General features: G+C 43.0%; 19 protein-coding genes. 7 read left to right on the top strand and 12 right to left on the bottom strand.

Annotated features, from left to right (window positions below):
- Nucleotides 1-85: 85 nt before the first annotated feature.
- On the top strand, nt 86-2,107 hold the full coding sequence (locus tag NG22_RS15170) for an alpha-amylase family glycosyl hydrolase (protein WP_053406506.1): 2,022 nt from the start codon (nt 86-88) through the stop codon (nt 2,105-2,107).
- 37 nt (nt 2,108-2,144) lie between these two features.
- On the opposite strand, the gene NG22_RS15165 is transcribed toward NG22_RS15170, so the two are convergent.
- Nucleotides 2,145-2,495, bottom strand: a complete 351-nt coding sequence (locus tag NG22_RS15165; RefSeq protein ID WP_053406505.1) for a hypothetical protein — start codon at nt 2,493-2,495, stop codon at nt 2,145-2,147.
- A gap of 260 nt (nt 2,496-2,755) precedes the next feature.
- On the opposite strand from NG22_RS15165, the gene NG22_RS15160 reads away from it, so the two are divergent.
- The gene (locus tag NG22_RS15160) at nt 2,756-3,208 is read left to right on the top strand and encodes a hypothetical protein (protein WP_053406504.1); all 453 of its coding nucleotides are present in this window, start codon (nt 2,756-2,758) and stop codon (nt 3,206-3,208) included.
- Nucleotides 3,209-3,600: 392 nt separating this feature from the next.
- On the opposite strand, the gene NG22_RS15155 is transcribed toward NG22_RS15160, so the two are convergent.
- Nucleotides 3,601-4,569 carry an imelysin family protein gene (locus NG22_RS15155; protein WP_172674385.1) on the bottom strand — a complete coding sequence of 323 codons (969 nt, stop codon included), beginning with the start codon at nt 4,567-4,569 and terminating at the stop codon, nt 3,601-3,603.
- A 373-nt stretch (nt 4,570-4,942) separates the two neighbouring features.
- Nucleotides 4,943-7,381 (bottom strand): TonB-dependent receptor, encoded by a 2,439-nt coding sequence (locus NG22_RS15150; RefSeq protein WP_053406502.1) that lies wholly within the window; start codon nt 7,379-7,381, stop codon nt 4,943-4,945.
- 228 nt (nt 7,382-7,609) lie between these two features.
- On the opposite strand from NG22_RS15150, the gene NG22_RS15145 reads away from it, so the two are divergent.
- The 3 genes from NG22_RS15145 (at nt 7,610) to NG22_RS15135 (ending at nt 9,865) form a co-directional block, all read left to right on the top strand.
- Nucleotides 7,610-8,746 carry a Na/Pi symporter gene (locus tag NG22_RS15145; protein WP_082305099.1) on the top strand — a complete coding sequence of 379 codons (1,137 nt, stop codon included), beginning with the start codon at nt 7,610-7,612 and terminating at the stop codon, nt 8,744-8,746.
- A gap of 66 nt (nt 8,747-8,812) precedes the next feature.
- A complete protein-coding gene (locus tag NG22_RS15140) occupies nt 8,813-9,325 on the top strand; it encodes a hypothetical protein (protein ID WP_053406500.1) in 513 nt (170 codons plus the stop codon).
- A 150-nt stretch (nt 9,326-9,475) separates the two neighbouring features.
- Nucleotides 9,476-9,865, top strand: coding sequence for a DUF4890 domain-containing protein (locus tag NG22_RS15135; RefSeq protein WP_157601131.1), 390 nt, complete (start codon nt 9,476-9,478; stop codon nt 9,863-9,865).
- Between the two features lie 62 nt (nt 9,866-9,927).
- On the opposite strand, the gene arsC is transcribed toward NG22_RS15135, so the two are convergent.
- Both arsC and NG22_RS15125 read right to left on the bottom strand, forming a co-directional pair.
- Nucleotides 9,928-10,266, bottom strand: coding sequence for an arsenate reductase (glutaredoxin) (gene arsC / locus NG22_RS15130; RefSeq protein WP_053406498.1), 339 nt, complete (start codon nt 10,264-10,266; stop codon nt 9,928-9,930).
- Between the two features lie 14 nt (nt 10,267-10,280).
- Complete coding sequence (locus tag NG22_RS15125) at nt 10,281-10,805, bottom strand: adenine phosphoribosyltransferase (RefSeq protein ID WP_053406497.1); 525 nt, start codon at nt 10,803-10,805, stop codon at nt 10,281-10,283.
- A gap of 186 nt (nt 10,806-10,991) precedes the next feature.
- Here NG22_RS15125 and miaA point away from each other — a divergent pair, with 186 nt between their 5' ends.
- Nucleotides 10,992-11,912, top strand: coding sequence for a tRNA (adenosine(37)-N6)-dimethylallyltransferase MiaA (gene miaA / locus NG22_RS15115; RefSeq protein ID WP_053406495.1), 921 nt, complete (start codon nt 10,992-10,994; stop codon nt 11,910-11,912).
- 88 nt (nt 11,913-12,000) lie between these two features.
- Nucleotides 12,001-13,137: an acyloxyacyl hydrolase gene (locus NG22_RS15110; RefSeq protein ID WP_053406494.1), complete on the top strand. Its 1,137-nt coding sequence runs from the start codon at nt 12,001-12,003 to the stop codon at nt 13,135-13,137.
- 43 nt (nt 13,138-13,180) lie between these two features.
- Here NG22_RS15110 and NG22_RS15105 read toward each other — a convergent pair whose 3' ends face one another.
- The 7 genes from NG22_RS15105 to NG22_RS15075 all read right to left on the bottom strand — a co-directional run bounded on the left by NG22_RS15105 (nt 13,181) and on the right by NG22_RS15075 (nt 22,572).
- A complete protein-coding gene (locus NG22_RS15105; RefSeq protein WP_053406493.1) occupies nt 13,181-14,893 on the bottom strand; it encodes a Na/Pi cotransporter family protein in 1,713 nt (570 codons plus the stop codon).
- 328 nt (nt 14,894-15,221) lie between these two features.
- A complete protein-coding gene (locus tag NG22_RS15100) occupies nt 15,222-16,736 on the bottom strand; it encodes a GH3 auxin-responsive promoter family protein (RefSeq protein ID WP_053406492.1) in 1,515 nt (504 codons plus the stop codon).
- 29 nt (nt 16,737-16,765) lie between these two features.
- Complete coding sequence (gene lptB / locus NG22_RS15095) at nt 16,766-17,497, bottom strand: LPS export ABC transporter ATP-binding protein (protein ID WP_053406491.1); 732 nt, start codon at nt 17,495-17,497, stop codon at nt 16,766-16,768.
- Nucleotides 17,498-17,594: 97 nt separating this feature from the next.
- On the bottom strand, nt 17,595-19,298 hold the full coding sequence (recJ, locus tag NG22_RS15090) for a single-stranded-DNA-specific exonuclease RecJ (protein WP_053406490.1): 1,704 nt from the start codon (nt 19,296-19,298) through the stop codon (nt 17,595-17,597).
- A 105-nt stretch (nt 19,299-19,403) separates the two neighbouring features.
- Nucleotides 19,404-19,913: a 5-(carboxyamino)imidazole ribonucleotide mutase gene (gene purE / locus NG22_RS15085; RefSeq protein ID WP_053406489.1), complete on the bottom strand. Its 510-nt coding sequence runs from the start codon at nt 19,911-19,913 to the stop codon at nt 19,404-19,406.
- Nucleotides 19,910-21,052 (bottom strand): 5-(carboxyamino)imidazole ribonucleotide synthase, encoded by a 1,143-nt coding sequence (locus NG22_RS15080; RefSeq protein WP_053406488.1) that lies wholly within the window; start codon nt 21,050-21,052, stop codon nt 19,910-19,912. The genes purE and NG22_RS15080 overlap by 4 nt, the downstream gene beginning before the upstream one ends.
- 101 nt (nt 21,053-21,153) lie before the next feature.
- Nucleotides 21,154-22,572: a hybrid sensor histidine kinase/response regulator gene (locus NG22_RS15075; protein WP_053406487.1), complete on the bottom strand. Its 1,419-nt coding sequence runs from the start codon at nt 22,570-22,572 to the stop codon at nt 21,154-21,156.
- Nucleotides 22,573-22,853: the final 281 nt, after the last annotated feature.

Genomic DNA, 22,853 nt, shown 5'->3' with positions numbered 1-22,853 from the left:
AATATCAACTTAATTCCATAACTAGTAGAAAGAACTTTACCTTTTTTCACTTTTCGGAATTTCATTCCCCTAACCCTCAATTTATATGTCAAAAACTACTGCCAACAAACCAAAACTGGTTCAGGATGATCCGTGGCTGGAACCCTATACCGAAGAAATCAACGGTAGAATCAGCCGCTTTCAGTCAGCACTAAAAGAAATTGAAAGTGCCAGTGGAAGCCTTGTGGACTTCGCCGGTGCCTATAAAGAAATGGGCTTGCATCTGGACAAAAGAAAAAAGCGGTGGGTCTATAAAGAGTGGGCGCCAGAGGCACATTCTCTGCATTTGGTTGGAGAATTTAACCATTGGAACCGGGAAAGTCACCCGCTAAGCAGAGGGGAAGGCGGCATATGGGAAATTTCGCTTCCTGAAGAAGAACTGACCGAAAACTCTTTGTTTAAGGTGCAGGTAGTAGGCAATAATGGCACCTGGGATAGACTCCCGGCTTATGCACGTTTGGTAGAACAGGATCCGGAAACACATCTTTTCTCCGCAGTAGCCTTAAATGAAAAAGCTTTCCGCTGGGGGGACAAATCTTTTTCTTCCAAAAAACAAAAAAAGCAACCCATCATCTATGAAGGACATGTGGGCATGGGAAGTGAGGAAGCCAAAGTAGGAAGTTACCGGGAGTTTGCAGATGACATTTTACCAAGAATAAAATCGCTTGGATACAATACCGTACAATTAATGGCCATTGCGGAACATCCTTATTATGGCTCTTTCGGTTATCATGTCTCCAACTTTTTCGCACCCTCCAGCAGATTTGGCAATCCGAATGATTTCAAATATTTGGTCAATAAGGCACACAAACTAGACCTGGCCATCGTCATAGATCTGGTACATTCTCATGCGGTAAAAAATCTGGCAGAAGGCATTAATGAATTTGATGGCTCCGACCACCAGTACTTTCATGCCGGCGGAAGAGGAAACCACGATGCCTGGGACTCCAAATTGTTCAATTATGGAAAATGGGAGGTGAAGCAATTTTTATTGTCCAATGTGCGCTATTGGATGGAGGAGTACCATGTAGATGGCTTCCGGTTTGATGGCATTACTTCCTTGATGTACCTGCACCACGGGGACCATGTGAGCTTCGATCACTATGACAAATATTTTGTGGATCAGGTGGATTGGGATGCCTTGAGCTATTTACAATTAGCCAATACGCTTGCACATGAGATTAATCCGGAAGCAATCACTATTGCAGAGGATATGAGTGGAATGCCCGGGCTCTGCCGGCCGGTAAAAGAAGGGGGATTGGGCTTTGATTTCCGTTTGCAGATGGGCATTCCGGATTTCTGGATAAAATACCTGAAACATAAAAATGATGAGGACTGGAACGTACAGGAGTTATGGAGTGTGATGACCAACCGCCGATACCAGGAGCGTTCTATTGCCTATGCAGAATCTCATGACCAGGCCATTGTCGGAGATAAAACTGTTGCCTTTTGGCTCATGGACAAGGAGATGTACTGGCACATGAACAAGGAGGGAGAAAACCTGATCATTGACCGCGGCATTGCCCTGCACAAGATGATCCGCCTCTTCACCATGTCTTTGGGCGGGGAAGGCTATCTGAACTTTATGGGGAATGAATTCGGGCATCCCGAATGGATAGATTTTCCAAGGGAAGGTAATAACTGGAGTTATCAGCATGCCCGCCGCCAGTGGAGCCTAGCGGATGCAGAATATCTGAAATACCATTACCTGAAAGATTTTGATGCTGCCATGATCGATGTGATCAGTCAGCACAAAACCCTGACGGTGAATCCGGCCGAACAGTTAAACCTGGACGAGGTCAACAATACCATTATTGTCAAAAGAGGTGATTTGATTTTCGTCTTTAACTTCCATCCGGAAAATGCCATTCCGGCCTATCAATTCTGGGTACCGGAGGAAGGAGATTATAAAATCATACTTTCCTCGGATGATCCGGAATACGGAGGTTTTAACCGGGTGAACACCAAAATGGTCTACACGACCAATGAGGAACAAAAGCTCAGCATTTACCTCACTAACCGTACCGCACTGGTTTTCCAAAAAGTAAAAAAGAAGAAAAAGAAATAACAAAAAAGCCCGAATCCATTTCCGATTCGGGCTTTTTTTATGATCGACGGTAAACCCTCCGATCATTCCGTATATTCCTTTTCAATATGGGCTCCCGACCCAGGTGGAGCACATAATCAATATCAGCGCCTTGCTCTGAAAAACCCCAAATTCCACCCCTTCGGCCATGATCGGATTTGAGTTCCATGACATAATCCACCTTTCTCCAGCCTCTTCCCGGACTCAAAACCTCATAATATACTTCATAAGCACCGGAATTTAATTCGTAAGGCACGCCCATCTTAACAGTGGAATCTTTAGGCAGCGCAATATTGGTGGAAAAGTTACGTATTGGCAAATAATGATCACCTGGGAGGAATGTTGCACTCACTTTACCCTCCAGATTCATTTCACTATTAAACCTCCAACTTATAAAAAAAAGCCCTAGAACGACTAAAATCCACTTTTTCATCCCCAATATCGCATGCATAAAAACTAACATTGGAGCAGCGTCAAATAATATGCCATCTGACTTTTATTACATCACAGATATAAAAAAGATAAAAAAAGATCACAAAACTCATCATAAAACACTCATTTTCATACTTTTATGACCAATAATACATTTGACTCTTAGGTAAAAAAGAACTTTTTATTCCGATTTGGCTTATGCATTTAGAACAAGTGAAGATGAAAATGCGGTATTCCACTCCATTGACTTCTGTCGATCATCAGGTTTACAGAGAAGGATTTGCGAAAGCAACTTTTTATTATAACAATTGGCAGGAAACACTCCGGTCATTTGTCACCAATCGACATGAAGACTCCGGAAAACTTGATATGCTATTAGGAGATCAGGATTATGACTTATGGCTCGAAAAACAATTTATCCCGGCCTTTCCCACTTACCCCATGTTAAAAAGCCTGATTGTCCATCAAAAAAAACTAAGCTCCTCCGTAAAAAATTTAATATTTAGTAAGCGAAATGGGGCTTCTCAGACTGAAATCATTAAAAACTATCAGGATTGTGTAGATGATCTGAATTTTTGCTTAGACACCGTAGCGCTCATTCGAAAAGACATTTCCACTCCCGGCTCCTCCCAATACCTCTCAACCAATTAAAAGCACGATAATTTTTAAAGTATGGCTTAAAAAAAGGCGGTCATCAAAATGACCGCCTTTTTTGTATTCTTGCCAATAATTTACCTCTTATTTTTGAGGGTGTGTGTAACCCTATTATGCAGCTACAGCCCCTTATTACCGTAACACTATCATCAATTTTACAGGGTGCTATACACGTTTTTCCTGATTTTTTTAAACCTCAAATTTGAGTAAGCTTACTTTCGCCACATTTACTGCTTCTCTTTCAAAAGTTCCTTACGGCAAATTATGCTTTCTTTTTCCCACTTTGCAGCAAAAAGAAAACTTAAGAAAACAACCTCTTTTTAAAATGAAATACCAGACCGAAATCAGGTGTTTTTAAAGAATCAATATTTAAACAAGATTCCTTACGATTAATTCACTGCTATCCCCATACTAGATGGTAGGGAAAGCGTCAACACTTCCATTTCTTCCAATGCGGTTTGAAGGGCCTGCATCTCTTCAGGAAAGTAGGTAATGGCCTTTCTCATATCTTTTAAATTCACTTGGGCGAACAGTGCATCCACTTCCGCCATTTTTTCAACCAGTTGTTGATGTTGTTCCCCCTCTCCTAAGATTTCTCCCAATCCACTAAACACCATCTCGTAATCTTTGACATTAATTTCCCCTTTCCACAAACCCTTCCAAAATGCCCATTGTAATCGCAAAGCACTCATCGACTCCCCCGAGTAAGTACCTTCAATCAATTCAAAGTCAACCTCACCTCCGTCAATGCCCATCGGCCTGCCTAACTTTTTCCCATTCATTAAAGAAATCGTCTTAATGGCTGCGCTCACCAGCTGGGAAACTGATTGATCCTCTTCCACTCCGGTTTGATTTGCGAAATTACTTTGATAAGATTGCCACTTTAGTTGATATTGGGTACTTAGTTCATTCATTTCAGCTACTTTCCGCAGTAAGGCCTGACGAAAGGTCTCTGAATTTCGAACTTCCTGCAAAGTTTCTTCTGTGGTGGCCGAAAAAATCATATATTCTACCGCCATCAGACCCTTTTCTTCTGCCAGCAGCCTATTATTTTCATCAGGAACTACCGCTGAAGGATCTACCGGGAATTTACCCACCAGGTCGGCTAGCATTAATTCTTCTGCTGGCCCAAAATCTAACAGGCTAATCATTTGCCAGGTAAAGTAAGTCTCCACCCAGGCCAATTTCACGGTATTCAGGGCATCTTCATTCCTAAGAGATATCAGTTTATCCACCGCTACGTTCAATGCGCGCATGTCCTTCAAAAAGACAACAGAAGAAGGCATAACGTACGCCTCAGTAACATCAGTTACTACTTTTTCAAAAAGGGCAACGTCATGTTGAGCTTGTTCCTCCAAGCTTTTCTGATTGGTGCATGCAAAGGCAAGGAACCAACTTATGAAAAAAAGTACAGACCTGAGGAAGCCAATATTTTTATTTCTAATCATCATCGAAAGAGGATTTATAAGATTAGTTCCATTCAATCCTTGAACGTCACGAGATGTAGGCGATAATCTTTCAAAAATATATTCAAATTTCAAAAATGTTAAAAAAAGACCAAAACATTACGCGCAAGAATAACATTTTTCCAAGTAAATGACGCTATAAATATTTACAAAATTAAATCAATTCAGCTTTTTTTTATAATAAATGCTCTTCATTTATTTTCCAAAGACAAAAAAAAAGAGCATCCTTACAGATACTCTTTTTTCTAATCTAGTTTTCTTTTCCCTAGAATGTCAGCTTTACTCCCGCCATTACCACGGACGGCATATTAGGTCGAACACCAGCTGGTCTTCTGGAAACCACATAAGTGGCATTGGTAATGTTATTCCAGTTCGCATAAAACTCTACATTATTCCCCCAGAAATAATGGGCACTCAAGTCCATCGTCAGAATCTCGTCTGTGCTTTGGGAAGGCTCCAAGTCTCCCTGACCGGCAATGGTTCGCATTGCAGACTGATATTTTGTAGCCATATTAATAGAGAACTTTCGGTGCTCAAGGCCAAGACTCAATGCGAATTGATGCGGAGCCACATAAGGTAAATAATCACCCGCAGTAACGGTTCCCCATGGCTCAAAATCACTTTCAAAATCGTTTTGGAAACGTGCGGAAGTATAGGAATAAGTAAAGAATACCGGCAATTTGAAATGAGTGGAAACCTGATGCAACAAATTACCTACGGCCTCCAGCTCCAGGCCTTGGGAATGTACCTGTCCGCCATTAAATAACTCGCCTGAGCCAGTTCCTCCATTCCCTGAAAGATCTGCCCCCAACAAATTCTGATAATCATTATAGAAATAAACTACAGACAGATTCCAGGCCGAAGAATTTGCCCGAATACCTAATTCATAGTTGACGCTTTCCTCCGGGTTGGTATCTTCTTTAGAGCCCGGAGGGGAAAACCCTTTATGAACACCGGCAAATGTTGACAGTAAACCGGAGATTTTATATTCAGCACCAATCCCGGGGAGTACCACTGAAACCGCATTGGAACTTTTCTTTAAATCAGCCCCACTACGTTCTACATCATTTTTACCATAATCATTTTTAGTTTGGTAAATATTTTCATAGCGAATACCTGGAATCAGGGACAAATTTCCCAATGTTAATCCATATTGGAAATAGCCTGAAAAAGCATAGGCATCTTCCAATCGGTTACTATCCGTACCCGGCTGTCCTTTGGTGGTCATCATCAGTTCTCCGCCAGTCATTTTATAATCATCCACCCATTGGAATCTATCCAGACCATCTTCATGGTATCGAATCCCTATTTCCGGTGCATGCTTTATATTTCCGGTTTCAAAATAAGCATTCAGTCTGGACTGAATGCCCTGAGCATAATAAGTTCTGTTATTGGCTTTGACTTCAAAAATGTCGTCCGGTGAGTCCTGCTGGCCGGTCAACCATAGATACTCCTGCTGGAAATCTGCCGGATTTTCCATAATTCCGGAGATACCATTGCCATTCACCTTATTCAGTTTGTACCAGTTTCTGGCAAATTCAGTGCGGTAAAGGGTAGTGGTGACCGATAAGAAATCAGTAGGTTCAATCACATGCTCCAAAGAATAAAGCTGCTGGCTCGTCTCCATCTTATCTTTGGCAGATGCAGCATAGCGCTGAAAAGGATCAGCCTCAAAGTCAGCATCCGTCAGCCCCAGATAAGTCTCATTCGACACCTCTTCATTATACCCTATTTTAAAAGATAAAGCCTGATAAATTTTTGCCTCTTTTCCTGTGTTAATACGCCCTTTCACCATATAATCGGATTTATTAAAACCGGTTGGGTCACCATTAGGCAAATTTTTAAAACCATCTGCGCTTTGCTGGAAGGTCTCCACCAACAATCCAAAATGTTCCGTTGAAGTCCCTGCATGGGCATGAACATTTTTCAATCCATAGGACCCCACATTGGCATTCAACATCCCCGAAAACTGTGTAGGAATAGGAGTGGATACCATATTAAAAGCTCCTCCGGTAGTATTTGGTCCATATTTTATCTGACTTGCACCTTTCAATACCTCAAAAGCCTGCATTCTTCCGGCAGAAGGAAAATAATAGGCTGCTGGAGCAGTATAAGGCGCCGGAGCCACCAATATGCCGTCTTCCATTAAAGTGATTTTGGAACTACGCTCTGAGCCCGTCCCTCGGATACCGATATTTGGCCGTAAGCCCCAGCCATCTTCCTGCACCATATTCACGCCGGGAATAAAGGCCAGTACATTATTTACATCAGTGTAATTAAATACCGCCAATTCTTCCGGACTAAGATAATGGGTGGAACCCGGAATATCCTCTATTGCCTTTCCTGAACGCGTTAAGGAGCCTCCATAAACCGTTACGTTGGCCAAATCAGTGGTAGAGGCCGCTAATTCAAAAATTAGATTTTCAACAGGGCGCTTTTTAACAACAACTACCTGCTTTTGGGTTTCAAAACCCACAGAGGAAATCGTTAACAGGTGCTTGCCCGCCTCCACAGATTCAAAAGTAAAGACGCCATCTTCATTCGTTACCGCACCATTAGTCCCCAATTTCACCGTAACCCCTGGTAATCCATTTTTATTGGCTTCAGTGACTTTCCCCTTTATAGATACCTGAGCTAAGGCTGCAAAAGTCGTAAAAAATAGGGCTAGCATTATTAATGCTCCCTTTTGTAATCTTTTGTCCATATCGTAAGTAGATTGTAGCTTATTTTTCGAAGGCAAATTAATTCTTATTTAGACTTACTAAAAATAATTTTCCAATATTTTTTTAATCTCAAGTCTTATTTTTTGAAATCGGGTTTTACTAACGCTAAGCACCTAATGATTTAACAATGATTTTACATTGGCTTTGCCATTAAAGAAAATTCACTTCCTAACTTTGCAAGCCTTGCCAAATTGCAGGGCAACGCAGCAATGAAAGATCATTTTAACACGCATAATACTATCATACAAGCTACCATGATGTCGAGAGAAAAACGGAAAAATGTCCTTAAGGGGATTATCTCCATTCTTGCGACACTAATACTTTTTGCTTTCTCCCTGGAATTAATGGTAAAATCCTTCTCCGTTGTAGGAGGAAAAGCCACTGATTTAATGGTAGAGAATAACTTTGGCCCTTTTGTGGGCTTATTTGTCGGGCTATTGGGTACAGCCATCCTTCAGTCAAGCTCCACTGTAACCTCCGCTGTAGTAGCGGTTGTAGCGGCTGGCTCCATTTCTTTTGCAGATGCGGTACCGATGATTTTAGGCGCTAATATTGGAACGACATTAACAAGTACATTAGTCTCTTTAGGGTTTATCAGTGACCGAAAGTCTTTTCAACGGGCTATTTCTGCCGCTTCCATGCATGATCTGTTCAATATATTGACGGTAATCATGGTGTTACCTCTTGAATATTTTTTCCAGACTTACACCCAAACAGCTCAATACATTGCCGCTTTTATTCCCATTATTGAACTGGACAATGTTTTCTTTTTAAAATGGCTTTCCATTGAACCTTTGGTTTACTGGTTGATCAATGTCATCGATAATGGCCCAATTACCATCATATTCTCTATGGTGCTGCTTTTTGCTTCTATTAAGTTATTGGCAAAAATCATCTATCGTTATCTGGATGCCGAGCTTAAAAACACATTCCAGTCCTTTTTCAAAACAGAATGGAAGTCTTTTGGTACAGGCACGGTTTTAACCCTTTTGGTACAGTCCTCCTCACTGACGACCTCTTTAATAGTACCTTTAGCCGCCACCAAAAAAGTGGGTTTGAGTAGAGTATTCCCTTATATTTTAGGCTGCAACCTGGGCACAACCATTACCGCTCTGATGGTCGGACTTTTCCTTTCCCCAACCGCGCTGGCGATGGGATTGGTGCATTTCTTATTCAACCTCACGGGAGTCATTATCTTTATGCCGATCAAGGCCTTCAGGCATTTTGCGGTAAATATGGCCATTTGGCTAGGAAAAATGACAGTAAAATACCGCGCTGCCGGTTTACTGTATTTGATCATCACCTTCTTTATTGCTCCCTTCCTGTTGATTTATTTCAACCAATAATAGATATTGCATCTATTGTTTTAGTTCACAGGGTTATTTTTTCCTGTATCACTTGAAATTTGCGTTATGAAAGATAAAACGATCCATTGCTGTAAATCCATTTTGGTATGCCTTGGCTTAATTGTCGCTTTTGCCTCTTTTAACAATTGTTATGCTCAATATTATGGTAACCGTGGCTATGGTTACGGAGGAGGCTATGGGACCCGTGGCATTCCGCAGGCAGGAGCTGATCACCAGCCCAAGGAACCTACCAAAGAGGAATTAGCCGAAAAAGCGACCGAAGAAATGAAGAAAGACCTTAAATTGTCTTTCGAGCAGGAATTGAATGTCAATGTGGTGAATCATGATCACTACACCAAAGCTTTTGCTCTTCGTGAGAAAGCCATGAGCGGGCAAGGCGACCAGCAGGATCTGGCCGATCAGTTCAGAGCACTTCAGGAAGACTATAAAAAGAAGATGGAAGGCATACTGACCGAGAAGCAGTTTGAGCAATGGAAAAACGGTGGTAAGAAGAAGAAAAAGAAGAAGAAAAAAGATAAAAAGAAAAGCAAGGATACAGAAGCATCCAAAGAGGATTAAGCCTCTTAAAGAAGCACTTGAGTCATCAGGTGCTTTTTTTTATGCCTTTGATTGAACGTTTGCCGCCATTGATTGAAGATTTTTTTTCGTCTCAGCATTAAACTTCTTCTTTGTAGGGTAATCAAACAGAAAAACAAAAAAATAAGCGATATGAAAAATCTAATTTTAATGTTCGGGATCCTGCTAGCTTCTTTCTCCAGCCTAATGGCACAAGGCCCGGGGGGACGTGGAATGATGGAAGGAGAACCTGCAGAGGTAGCCGCAAAAATGACCGAAAGAATGACCGAGCACCTGGGGCTAAATGAGGAGCAATCAACGAAAATCCTGGCATTGAACACCAAGCACATCACCGAGATGCAAGCCATGCGGGAAGAAAGCCAAGGCGACCGAGAGACCATGCGCGCAGCCATGAAGGAACACCGCACCACTTATGAAGGAGAATTGAAAGAAATTCTTACGGAGGAGCAGTTTACCACTTTCCAGGAGCAGCAAAAAAATCGCCAGGGCAGGAAAGGCGGTAAAAAACGTAAAAAATCATAACGTATATATCCCAAATAAAAAAGGACCAGCAGCGATGTTGGTCCTTTTCATTTAATTATTCCCTAAAAAAATACTGCCACATTTTCCGGCGGACGGCCAATCACGGCTTTTCCGTCTTTTATCACGATAGGACGCTCAATCAATTTGGGGTGATCCACCATAATCTGAATCCATTCGGCATCCGTATGGTTTTGTCCCTTGAACTGCTCCTTAAAAATGGCTTCTGTCTTGCGTAATAGCTTTTCCGCCGGAATGCCCAATTGTTTAACGACCTCCGTAAGTTCTGCCACAGTAGGAGGGGTTTTCAGGTATTCCACAATTTCAACTTCTGCTCCCTTTTCCTGTAGAAGCTGAAGTGTCTGTCGGGATTTTGTACACCTTGGGTTATGAAATATTTTCATAGGATTTGTTTTGATTAGTAGCTAATCATCGAATATACTTCTTTTGCCGAAGACAAGCGCTCCGTACCATTCAAAAAGGCTAATTCTATCAGGAAGTTAACATAAACCTCCTTTGCTCCAACCTCCTGAACCAATTCCAAAGCGGCCAAAGCCGTTCCGCCTGTGGCTAACAGATCATCGTGCACCAAAACCACATCCTCTTTGCCAATGGCATCCTTGTGCATTTCAATGGTATCTTCGCCATATTCCAGTTGATAGGATTTCTGAATCGTATCAGCAGGTAATTTTCCCGGCTTGCGAATTAAAACAAAACCAGCACCTAAACGGGCAGCCAATGCAGCCCCTATAATAAAGCCACGGGATTCAATGCCAGCCACCTTCGTGATCCCTTTATTCTTATAATGTTCATAAAGGTGATCCACCATAAAAGATAAAGCTTTCGGGTCCTTCAATGCGGTGGTGATGTCCTTAAACTGAATGCCAGGCTTCGGAAAATCCGGAACATTTCTTACTACTGACTTTACATATTCTAAATTCATGCTGAAGTTTTATTTTTTCAAATGCCGGGCAATAGGATTCCGCTACTGCCGCTATTTTTTTGATATATTTGCAGGAGGCATCTCCGCAAAACACAATTCGCAAGATAACCAAAAGCGAAGCGAAGCCGAAACACAGGGGCGGAAAATCATGCTGCAGGAATCACCAAAAACAAAAGTACTTTGAGGATGGAAAAAAATAATACGCTGATTACAATTTTAGGGCCCACGGCCTCGGGCAAAACCCATTTGGCGGTGCATCTGGCGGAAAAGCTTTCCGGAGAAATCATCAGCGCAGATTCCAGACAGGTATATGTGGGAATGGATATCGGAACCGGAAAAGATTTGGAGGAATACCAGATCAATGGACAACAAATTCCCTACCACCTCATTGACATTCATCCTCCTGGGTATGAATACAATGTTTTTGAATTTCAGCAAGATTTTCTGAAGGCCTTTGATCAAATTACACAGGCTGGACAGCAAGCCATCATGTGTGGGGGAACTGGCATGTACATTGAATCTATTTTAAAGGGCTATCGACTACAAAAGGTACCGGAAAACGTGGCCTTAAGGGCGGAATTAGCCATGATGGAATTGGAGCAACTTATTGAGCAATTACAATTGCTGAAGCCACTGCACAACACCACAGACATAGCGGACCGAAAGCGAGCAATTAAAGCCATTGAGATTGCCACTTTTGAGCAGCAAAATCCCCCTGAAAAAAGCCGATTACCCGAAATCAACCATGTGGTAGCCGGCATACAGTGGGAGAGGAGTACTTTAAAAAGGCGCATCACTAAGCGACTAAAGGCGCGATTGCAGGAGGGCATGGTAGAAGAGGTGGAAAATCTGCTTGGTAAAGGCTATACTGCGGAACAACTAAAATTTTATGGGCTGGAGTACCGTTTTATCACCCAATACCTCGAAGGGGAGATTAACAAAAACGACATGTACCAAAAATTGAATTCGGCCATCCATAATTTCGCTAAACGGCAAATGACCTATTTCCGAAGAATGGAAAAGCAAGGGATCCATATCCACTGGCTGGAGGGAGATCTGCCTTTAGAGCAAAAAATCGAAAAAATTCTAAACTTATCCCCTATGTAAGTATTTCTTACAATACAGTCGTTTTTTAGGAGCGACTGGCATAACCCCACCAATCTGTTTAAATGATTTTTCATCAACGTCAGATTGCATGAAGCAAGTATTACTATTGCTTTTGTTTTTGGGGTGTGGATCTTTTTATGCGCACGGTCAAAAGTCCCTCCTGAAACAAAAGGGACTTTTCTTAGAGGCGAGATATAGCTACGGAGACGTCATTGCTCATAAGCCCGCCTTACAAGCAATCACCTCCGAGCCTTACCATTTTTTGGATATCAGGCTCGGAAAGCAAGGCTTGGGGAGCCATGCATTTGAGGTCTTATTAAACCATCCGCTTTATGGCCTGGGATATTTTCGCGGGGATGTGGGGAGCAGTCAAATTTTCGGAAACCCTAATGCCCTTTATGGTTTTATTGCTTTCCCTGTTTTTCGACACAAAAATTACTACCTGGCCCTGGAGCCTTCCATCGGACTGGCTTTTAACCTGAGCCCCTTCCATGAGACTAAAAACCCTCGAAACGTAGCCATTGGATCAGGGGAAAATGCCTTTTTAAGATTAAGAATTGCCAATACCTTTACCATATCCCCTCAGATGGATTTGGATATCTCCATGGATTATACCCATTTCTCTAATGGAATGACCCGCGCCCCCAATTTGGGGCTGAATAATCGGGGACTAAGTATTGGGCTAAAATATTTTTTCCACCGGGATTACTCACTCACCAATAATATTGAAAAAGCGGCCACCGTCCGACGACTTTGGGGCGATTTCCAGGATAAACAAAGCATCTTCCTTCGCTATGGCTATGGCGTAAGATCTTCTGATCTCACTTTTAAATACTATCAGGTGCATGATTTTAGTCTGGGCTACCGGAAACAAATCAGTTACATCTTTGCCTTCAGCTTGGCCCATGACCTCTTTTACAATGAAATTGCCAAAGTAAGGAATAAACAGCTCCAAAGTCCTCTGGAACGGTACCAGCTCCTCAGCCTGGGGCTTTATGGAGAAAATGAGCTTATCTTAAACCGACTCAGGTTCATCCTGGGGCTGGGGGCCTATTACTATCATGGGGATAATGCTAATGAGGAGCTTCTATACTGGAGGCTGGGTGCAAGATATGCAGTTTTGGAAAAATTATGGTTTCAGGTCGCCTTAAAGGCCCATGCCTCGGTGGCGGATTTTGTGGAATGGTCCGTGGCTTATGAAATTCCAATCAAAAAAAAGAGGTAAACCTTTCGGCTTACCTCCATATATTTTGAACATCAATAAGGGCTTATCTATTCTGTCCGACTAAATCCCGCGTTACATTGAAAACGTGGTCATTTACTCTGGAGTAAACCATAATCAAATCGGTATAGATCAAACCAGACTTAATGTTATAATCATCCATATCTGCTTCTGAAACCAGACGCTTATTCAATGCTTTTACCGTATCATAAACATCTCTTTGGGCTTCACTTGCGGTCTCAAAGTTTACTTTAGATGGAGAAGTCACCTCTTTAAGGTTGACTTTCATTGCATCAAAACCTACTCTTAACTTATCAGAAAGTAACACCAACTGCTTTTTCTGCTCCTCCGAAAGTTCCACTTCCTGCTCCGCTTTCTTCGCAAAGGTACGGGTTCCGTGGCAGAAAATATCTCCTATTCTTTCCAAATCATTGATCACAAAGTGAAGATCAGAAATCATCTCAGAAGACTCTCTGCTCAGGCGGTTGGTAGAAATTCGCAAAAGATACTTTGCAATTTCCTCATGCACCTCATCCGTAGTAGACTCGATCTTTCTGATCTTTTCGATCAGTTTCTTTTGCTTTTTAGGCTTCTCTTCAATAATAAGCTTACCCATTAGGTTAAGCATCTTTTCAGTATATTCTGAGAATCTCACGACTTCCAACTGTGCCTGAAGGATAGAAGATTCCGGTGTTTTCATCAATCCGGTAGAGATATACTCCAATCTGTAATCATCCTCTTCCAAATCATTCGCTGGCAATAGTCCCGTCACGATATCGGCAATCTTATTTACAAAACCAATCATCAGGAAGGTGTTGGTTAAGTTAAAAGTGATATGGAATAGCGTCAATCCCCATTTGATAGAATCTGTTTGCGCAAAAGGATCTCCCAAACCCAGATAGTTGTCCATCACATAAGCGATGCCTAGGGTAAACCAGTGGAAAACCACCAACATCCACACTACACCGAACATATTGAACATGAAGTGAGCCAATGCTGCACGCTTGGCATGAACGTTTGCAATCATTGCTGCAAGGTTCGCGGTAATCGTCGTACCAATGTTTTCTCCTAAAATAATGGCCGCAGCCGCTTCAAAAGGAATCCATCCACTGTTACACATCACCAGTGTAATGGCCATGGCCGCACTGGATGACTGAACGATAATGGTCAGAATAGTACCAATCATCACAAATAACAGGGTGGAGAAAATTCCTCCAGGACCTAAATTCGTCCATGATTTTACAAATTCCAATACTTCAGGGTTGGCACTTAAATCTGGTACTGCATGTTTTAATTCATCCAGTCCCATGAATAATAAGGCAAATCCAATAAAAAACTCTCCCCAACTTTTGGCTTTGTTGTTACTTAAGAAGAGTAGCGGGAAGCCGATTGCAATAATGACCAGGGCGTAAGAAGAAATACTTACTTTGGAAAATCCAAAAACCGTTAACAGCACCCCCGTCATGGTGGTACCGATGTTGGCTCCCATAATTACACTAATCGCCTGAACCAAGGAAAGCAAGCCTGCGTTAACAAAACTCACTACCATTACTGTGGTTGCTGAGGAGGACTGTACCAAACTTGTGGTGATGAAACCTGTCAGCATACCCATGAATCGATTCTGGGTCATCTTACCCAAAATCTCTCGCATCTTATTTCCTGCAACCTTCTGAATCCCCTCAGACATTACTTTCATCCCAAAGATGAAAAACCCAAGAGCTCCTACAAGCTTCAAGAAATCAATTAATCCGTATTCCATTTACAATTTATTCCGGCAGAACCGAGCCTGATTTTTTCGCTGACAAAAATGGCATTAATTAAGCCAATGAACGCCATTTGTATGTTAAGGATTTGTTACCAAACACCATTTTTTTAGTTTGAGTAACTTTGCAGGAGAAACTTGAACAAATCCAATAAATTACCCCAAGCAAAGAAGAGGAAGATCAACCTAAAAGATGACCTATTTCAGTTTAATTCGACTTCAAAGCGCAATTAGATTATGATATTGTTCTCCGGAAATTAAAATACCCCAAAATCCGCCTTAATTATTGACTAGTAACGCAAACAATATTTACAATTTGGCAACACTATAATAATTTTAAGATCTCCTCCACATATTCCCGTTTATTGGACAATCGGGGGACTTTATGCTGACCACCGAGTTTACCCCTGTTTTTCATCCATTTATAAAAAGTTCCTGCCGGCGCCACATGTACCTTTGGTATTTCTAAAGCAATATTCTTATAGCGCTTGGCATCATAATCCGAATTGATCTGGCGTAACGTTTGATCTAAAACCTCGGTAAAACGCTGGGCATCGTCCGGATCTTTCTCGAATTCTACGATCCATTCATGGCCTCCTTTCACCCCCACTTCCAAAAAGATGGGAGCGGCGGTATAATTGGACATAATCGCTCCGGTAGCCTCACAAGCCGCCGTTATGGCCTGATCGGCATTCTCCACGATCACCTCTTCACCAAAAGCATTAATAAAGTGTTTGGTGCGACCGGAAATCCTCACCCGATAAGGGGAAATGGAGGTAAACCGAACCGTATCTCCGATCAGATATCGCCACAAGCCGGCATTGGTGGAAATGACCATGGCATAGTTTTTCCCAAGCTCAACATCCTCCAGGGTGATGGTCTTTGGTTCTTCATTATCCCATTCTTCCATGGGAATAAATTCATAATAAATCCCATAGTCCAGCATTAGTAATAAATCTTTACTGTCTTTCTGGTCCTGTATCCCAAAAAAGCCCTCAGAGGCATTATAAGTCTCCATATAATGCATGCCTTCCTTTGGGATCAGCGCATTAAAGGAAGACTCGTAGGGCTCAAAAGCCACCGCTCCGTGCACAAATGCCTCCAGGTTAGGCCATACTTCTTTAATATGACTTTTGCCGGTAATTTCCAGAACCCTTTGCAATAAAACCAGCGTCCAGGTGGGAACTCCCAGAAAATGGGTGACATCATCCTGAATGGTGGATTGTGCCATCTGCTCAATTTTATCTTCCCATTCGTCCATCAGGGCGATGTCCAGACTAGGGGTACGGTAAAGCTGGGCATAAAAGGGAAGGTTAGCCATAATCACCGCGGACACATCCCCGTAATGGGAGTTTTCGTTCAGATCAAACTCATTGGCCTGATGGGTTCCTCCAATGGCCAGTCCTTTTCCGGAGAAAATATGGGTATCGGGATAATTATTGGAGTAGAAAGAATAGAGGTCTTTTCCGCCTTTAAAATGACATTCATCCAGGGCCTCTTTGGAGACCGGAATGAATTTACTGCGGGCATTAGTAGTTCCGGAGGATTTGGAAAACCATTTAATTTCGGTAGGCCATAAGATATTCTTTTCCCCCTTCATCATCCGATCGATAAAGGGGAATAAATCTTCGTAGTGGTGCAGGGGCACCCGCTCCCGAAACTCCCGGGCCGTTTTGATTTCTTTAAAATGATATTTCCGGCCAAATTCCGTATCAGCGGCCGTTTCGATCAACCGCTGAAAAATATCAAATTGTACTTCATGAGGGTATTTCATGAAGAGTTCTATCTGGTGGATACGTTTCTGCATCACCCAGGTGATAATAGAGTTGATAATGGTCATAAAGATAAGTTTGGCCCGGCAGCCAACAGCTATATCTTTCGTTTTAGCTCAAAATACTCCCCCAAATACACTCGTCTCACTTCCGGATCATTGGCTAAATCCTCAGCTGTTCCTGCTCGGAAAAGTTTTCCTTCCACCATCAAATAAGCACGGTCGGTAATGGCCAGTGTCTCATTCACATTGTGGTCAGAAATCAAGATTCCAATATTTTTATTTTTCAATTTGGCCACGATCCCCTGAATTTCCTCTACCGCAATCGGGTCTACTCCGGCAAAAGGCTCATCCAATAGCACAAATTTGGGATCCACCGCCAGCGCACGGGCGATCTCCGTACGACGACGCTCTCCGCCGGAAAGCACCATCCCCAGGTTTTTTCGAACGTGCGTTAAAGAAAACTCTTCCAGCAACTCCTCTACTTTGGCATTTTGCTCTGCCTTTGAGAGCTTGGTCATTTCCAAAACGGCCTTTAAGTTCTCCTCCACCGTCAGTGTCCTAAAAACAGAGGCCTCCTGCGCCAGGTATCCAATCCCCTTTTGGGCTCGCTTATACATGGGCAAAGCCGTGATGTCTTCCTCATCCAAGAAAATCCTCCCGTCATTGGGTTTAATCAGGCCTACGGTCATATAAAAGGAAGTAGTCTTACCGGCACCATTTGGGCCCAATAATCCAACAATTTCTCCTTGCTCCACTTCCACGGACACCTGATTAACAACGGTCCGCTTTTTATATTTTTTGACCAGCTTTTCAGAACGTAGCTTCATAATCTAAATTACAAATCATTTTTTGATTAAGGTGAACAATCTGGCCGACAAAAAAAATACTTTTCCGACTTCCGTGATGATCAATTCCCCTCAAAAATTATTCCTCGAATTTGATGTCTTTCACATACAGCTGTAAACTTTTCCGGCCCATATAAATATTCTCTTCCACAGAATAAGCCATACGGAAACGCATACCACTATTGACCAAATCGAAGTATTGACCAAAGCCAAAGCCTATGGCTTCCAAAGGTTGCTGGGTGCCATCCTGAACTACTTTAAACTTCAGGTGTTCCCCTTTCAGCAATCTGGGGCGTTCGGTAATTTTCAAATCTTCACTGACAAAAATCGGGGTCATATTCTCCGGCCCAAAAGGCGCCATCTGCTTCAAAATATTATAAAGCTTATAATTGACCTCGTCCAGCGTAATCTTTTTATCAATATTCAATCGAGGCACCAATTGGTCCTCGGTAATTCTTTCCTCGACTACCTTATTAAACCGACGGCGAAACTCATCCACCTTATCAATCTCCAAAGTAAGTCCTGCCGCATAGCGGTGCCCACCAAATTGCTCCAGCAAATCCGAGCATTCGCTGATCGCTTCATAAATATCAAAGCCATCTACGGATCGGGCAGAACCTGTTGCTTTCCGGTTGGATTCGGTTAAAATAATGGTGGGTCGATAAAATTTATCGATGCAACGGGAAGCCACAATCCCAATCACCCCTTTGTGCCAGTCACTTTTGAAAAGCACGGTAGATTTTGCTTGTACTCCTCCTGTATTTTCAATCATGCTGATGGCTTCAGCAGTGATATTGGTATCAAAGTTCCGGCGGATTTCATTCTTGGTTTCAATCCGCTGAGCCAAAATATCGGCCTCCTCTTTATCGCGCGCCAATAGTAATTCGACGGCTCCGGAGGCATGCGCCATTCGGCCGGCAGCATTAATTCTTGGGCCAATGCCGAAAACGATAGAGGAAATGGTCATTTTGGAAATGCCACTGCCTAAATTCATCAAGGCCTGTAAACCGTGAGAGGGCTTTTTATTCAAAACCTTCAAACCGAAATAGGCCAAAACGCGGTTTTCCCCTGACACCGGCACGATGTCAGATGCAATACTCACCGCCACCATATCCAGATAGGTGAAGAGCTTTTGCTCCGGAATATCAAACTTTCGGCAATAGCCCTGCATCAGCTTAAAGCCTACGCCACAACCGGAAAGTTCCGTAAAAGGGTACTGGCAATCTTCTTGCTTGGGATCCAGGATGGCCACAGCAGGAGGTAAAACACTTCCTGGGCGGTGGTGATCACAGATGATGAAATCAATGTCCCAATCCTTGGCTTGCTGCACCCGGTCCACGGCCTTAATTCCACAATCCAGTGAAATGATCAGCTTAAAGTTATTATCTCGGGCGTATTCAATCCCTTTTTGTGAAACGCCATAGCCTTCCTTATAGCGATCCGGCACATAGAATTCCAAATTCGGGTAATACTCCTTCAAAAAACCATAAACCAGGGCTACTGAAGTCGTACCATCTACATCATAGTCGCCATAGACCAGGATTTTCTCTCTTCTTTGAAAGGCCTCTTGCAGGCGATCCACTGCCTCGGCCATTCCTTTCATCAAAAAAGGATCATGCAAATGCTCCAGTGAGGGGCGGAAGAATTGCTTCGCCTCATCATAATCGGTGATTTGCCTTTGGGCAAGCAGGGTCGCGACAGTCTCCGAAACTCCTACCTGAGTCATCAACCGATCGACATCCTCTTGCGGCGGTGCCGCCTTATATACCCACTTTTTGACCATATTCCCTTCAAAGAAAAAATAATAGCGCCACAGATTCTCTGCAACGTAAATTTGCTTTTGGAAAATTAGTAAGATCTTCCAAAAGCAATACTAAATTACGGAAAATTAAAAGGCCTGATAACCTTTTTCCTCTAATTCTGCTGCAGCATCCAATACTTTTTCTTTCATGGCCTGCTTGAACTTGTCCAGATTTTCCGCAATATCTGCCTCAAAAGCACCCACCATTTGGGCGGCAAGGATACCGGCATTTTTCGCGCCATTCAACGCTACCGTCGCCACAGGCACACCGCCCGGCATTTGCAAAATAGAAAGTACCGAATCCCAACCATCAATGGAATTGCTGGATTTTACCGGAACACCAATGACAGGAAGGCTGGTCATAGAAGCCACCATTCCCGGAAGGTGAGCGGCCCCGCCTGCTCCGGCGATAATCGCTTTTATGCCTCTGGCTCTGGCCTCATTGGCATAAGTTACCATACGTTCGGGTGTTCTGTGGGCGGAAACGATCGTTACCTCAAAGCTTACGCCCAATTCTTCCAATACTTCTGCGGCTTGCTTCATTACCGGAAGATCAGAATTGCTTCCCATAATAATGCCTACTTGCACCTTACTCATGCTTTTATTTTTAGGGTATTTTTAATGAAATCTGCTTTTTCTTTCAGTCGATCCAGGTCCTCATCGACAATGGTCACATGACCCATTTTTCGGAAAGGCTTGGTGTAACTTTTTCCGTACAGGTGAATATGCGCACCATCAACGGCCATGGATTCCTCCATCCCTTCGTATTTTGCCAGACCTTCATAGCCTTCTTCCCCTAGTAGATTCACCATAGCGGAAGGCTTCAAAGCTGCGGTATCCCCCAAAGGTGCCCCCATAATAGAGCGCAGATGCTGCTCATACTGGGAAGTATGATTCGCTTCTATGGTCTGGTGTCCGGAATTATGTGGACGCGGCGCTACCTCATTCACCAAAACCTCTCCCTCTTTGGTCACGAACATCTCCACGGCCAACAAGCCGATCATGTCCAGTTTGGTGATGACATCAATAGCAATTTTCTCTGCCTTATCTGCGACTTCGGGACTGATTTTCGCCGGTGCAAAAAGGTATTCCACCAAATTAGCCTCCGGATGGTAGACCAACTCCACCGCAGGAAAAGTGCGTACCTGCCCCTGTGGGTTTCTGGCCACAATCACCGAAATCTCAGTTTGGAAATCAATCAGCTTCTCTAAAACACCCGGTTTATCAAAAGCCTTGGAAATATCTTCCACCTGACGTAGCATTTGGACCCCACGCCCGTCATAACCCTCACGGCCCAATTTATGAACCGCTGGCAGAAAGTCTGCATGGCGCATGACCTCGTTGCGATCTTCGGTTAAAATGAAAGGGGAGGTAGGAATATTGTGATCTTTGTAAAACTGCTTCTGAATACGCTTGTCCTGAATCAGCTCAATGACCGCTGGCTGCGGGTAAACCTTTTTACCTTCCAGCTCCAGCTGCCTTAAGGCTTCCGTATTCACATTTTCAATCTCCACCGTGATCACATCACAGCCTTTTCCGAACTCATAAACGTCGGTATAATCTTTTAATGAACCCACCTTGAACCGACTGGCAATCCTGGAGCAGGGAGCCTGATCATCCGGATCCATAATGGCGATATCAATATTAAAATCAAAAGAGGACTGAATCAGCATTCTGCCCAGCTGTCCGCCACCCAGAATACCTAATTTTAAATCTTGGAATAAAGAGAATGCCATGTTTATCGCAATTTGCCTGTCTTAAAGTTTTTGACATACAAAGCTAATCCTTTTTCCAAAGTAAAGAAGGCTATTGGGCAAGAAAGCGGACTGCTTTAAGCTCAAAATTCAAAAAACTCCTCAAGGGTGCGTTTCATCAGGGCCGGATTAATAGGCTTTGTTAAATAGCCATTCATTTGAGCCAATTCTGTTTTATCTTCCCACTCATCATAGCGGGTGGAAGTCAACGCCAAAATGGGTATTCTGTGGTAATGCGCATTCATGTGGCGAATGGAACGGGCCAGCTGTTCTCCATGTGCATCCGGAAGGTGGAGATCCATCAGGATCAAATCAAAAGTTTCCGCCTCTACCCATTGTAATACGCGTTTTCCATTTTCCGCCAATTCAGGAACAATCCCAAATTTTGACAGATAGCGTTTGGCTATCGCCTGGTTGATCGGCTCGTCTTCCACCAAAAGTACTTTCGCATTACGAAAAGGCTTAAGGCTTGCTGGAATAAATTGCTGCTGCTCATCCTGATGGCGCTCCATTGGCAAGCTCACGAAAAAACGCGTGCCTACCCCTGGCTTACTTTCTACCCTGATGTTCCCTCCCATACTTTCAATCAGGAACCTACTGATCGTTAAACCCAGGCCTGTACCACCGTATTTCCGACCGGTGGAAGTGTCAGCCTGGCTGAAAGGCTCAAAAATCTGTTGAATTTTATCGGGTGCAATACCAATGCCGCTGTCCTCAATCGTATAACGCAACCACAGCATATTCCCCCCTCTGGGCAGGCGCTCCAGCTTAACGGTAATGCCTCCCTCTTCGGTAAATTTTATAGCATTATTTATCAGATTGATCAGCACCTGCTTCAGACGATGATCATCGCCCTTCACCAGTTCGGGCACCTCATCTCCAATTAAAACCTTCAGGAAGATATCCTTATTCAAGGCTCTGCTTTGCAACATGGCCTTAATCTCTTTGCACTGCATTTTGGGATTAAAGGACCGTGGATCAAGCTGAAGTTTCCCTTCGAAAATTTTACTAAAATCCAATACATCATTGATCAGACCCAACAGGTGCTCTCCGGAATATTGAAGGGTATGCAGGGTTTCAACCAAACCCTTTTGTTCATTTTCCTGATTCACCAACTGGGTCAGGCCCAGAATGGCATTAAGCGGAGTGCGCAGTTCATGCGCCATCATGGACAAAAATTGCGTATCCTGAAAAGGGGATTGATTGGCTTCTTCTAAAGACCAAACCTCTCGGTCATCCTCCTGATTAATACGTTTTAGGCGCCATTTTTTCTGAGGCACCCTGGAATTCGGAAAACTTACCACTTCTTCTTCCTGCCACCGGCCAATGATGGACAAAATTTTCCCATTTTGAATAGCTTCCGCGGCGATTTCACTGAAAAGCGCTATGAAAGCCTGATTCGCAAATAAGGCTGTACCGTGAGGACCAAGCACAATGATGGGGCAGGGCAGGCGCTTTAGGAATGTTGGGTCAACAGCATAGTGGTATTCGTTCAGGTTCATAGGCAGTATGTCAGTATATATTTGAAAGGAGATTTATTTGGATATTGTTCACCTTTTTGAGCAAAAAGTTACCTCTATTTTTTCGCGCTAATCAATTGGTTTATATATCTTTATTGCTTTTCATTCGGATTCGTCCCATAAATCGTAAAAATTGGTTCAAAATCTGACTATGTACTAAAATCAAATAAAAAAAATGGAGCTGTTGACTACTTTGACTTTTCAGGAAATCGTCGTTTTCCTTTTATTTTTGGGAGCAGTTTTTCTGCTTTTAAAAAATAGCA

The organism is Persicobacter sp. CCB-QB2, assembly GCF_001274635.1.
Lineage (GTDB): Bacteria > Bacteroidota > Bacteroidia > Cytophagales > Cyclobacteriaceae > Persicobacter > Persicobacter diffluens.
The sequence above is the reverse complement of the archived record's forward strand: the minus strand, read 5'-3'. Positions and strand labels throughout refer to the sequence as shown.

Excerpts from the sequence above, each read along its gene's own strand:
- NG22_RS15125 (WP_053406497.1), bottom strand. The coding sequence starts at position 10,805 with ATGAATTTAGAATATGTAAAGTCAGTAGTAAGAAATGTTCCGGATTTT.
- arsC (WP_053406498.1), bottom strand. The coding sequence starts at position 10,266 with ATGAAAATATTTCATAACCCAAGGTGTACAAAATCCCGACAGACACTT.
- NG22_RS15105 (WP_053406493.1), bottom strand. The coding sequence starts at position 14,893 with ATGGAATACGGATTAATTGATTTCTTGAAGCTTGTAGGAGCTCTTGGG.
- NG22_RS15160 (WP_053406504.1), top strand. The coding sequence starts at position 2,756 with ATGCATTTAGAACAAGTGAAGATGAAAATGCGGTATTCCACTCCATTG.
- NG22_RS15170 (WP_053406506.1), top strand. The coding sequence starts at position 86 with ATGTCAAAAACTACTGCCAACAAACCAAAACTGGTTCAGGATGATCCG.
- NG22_RS15075 (WP_053406487.1), bottom strand. The coding sequence starts at position 22,572 with ATGAACCTGAACGAATACCACTATGCTGTTGACCCAACATTCCTAAAG.
- NG22_RS15150 (WP_053406502.1), bottom strand. The coding sequence starts at position 7,381 with ATGGACAAAAGATTACAAAAGGGAGCATTAATAATGCTAGCCCTATTT.
- NG22_RS15140 (WP_053406500.1), top strand. The coding sequence starts at position 8,813 with ATGAAAGATAAAACGATCCATTGCTGTAAATCCATTTTGGTATGCCTT.
- recJ (WP_053406490.1), bottom strand. The coding sequence starts at position 19,298 with ATGGTCAAAAAGTGGGTATATAAGGCGGCACCGCCGCAAGAGGATGTC.
- NG22_RS15110 (WP_053406494.1), top strand. The coding sequence starts at position 12,001 with ATGAAGCAAGTATTACTATTGCTTTTGTTTTTGGGGTGTGGATCTTTT.
- miaA (WP_053406495.1), top strand. The coding sequence starts at position 10,992 with ATGGAAAAAAATAATACGCTGATTACAATTTTAGGGCCCACGGCCTCG.
- lptB (WP_053406491.1), bottom strand. The coding sequence starts at position 17,497 with ATGAAGCTACGTTCTGAAAAGCTGGTCAAAAAATATAAAAAGCGGACC.
- NG22_RS15145 (WP_082305099.1), top strand. The coding sequence starts at position 7,610 with ATGAAAGATCATTTTAACACGCATAATACTATCATACAAGCTACCATG.
- NG22_RS15165 (WP_053406505.1), bottom strand. The coding sequence starts at position 2,495 with ATGAATCTGGAGGGTAAAGTGAGTGCAACATTCCTCCCAGGTGATCAT.
- NG22_RS15135 (WP_157601131.1), top strand. The coding sequence starts at position 9,476 with ATGAAAAATCTAATTTTAATGTTCGGGATCCTGCTAGCTTCTTTCTCC.
- NG22_RS15080 (WP_053406488.1), bottom strand. The coding sequence starts at position 21,052 with ATGGCATTCTCTTTATTCCAAGATTTAAAATTAGGTATTCTGGGTGGC.
- NG22_RS15100 (WP_053406492.1), bottom strand. The coding sequence starts at position 16,736 with ATGACCATTATCAACTCTATTATCACCTGGGTGATGCAGAAACGTATC.
- purE (WP_053406489.1), bottom strand. The coding sequence starts at position 19,913 with ATGAGTAAGGTGCAAGTAGGCATTATTATGGGAAGCAATTCTGATCTT.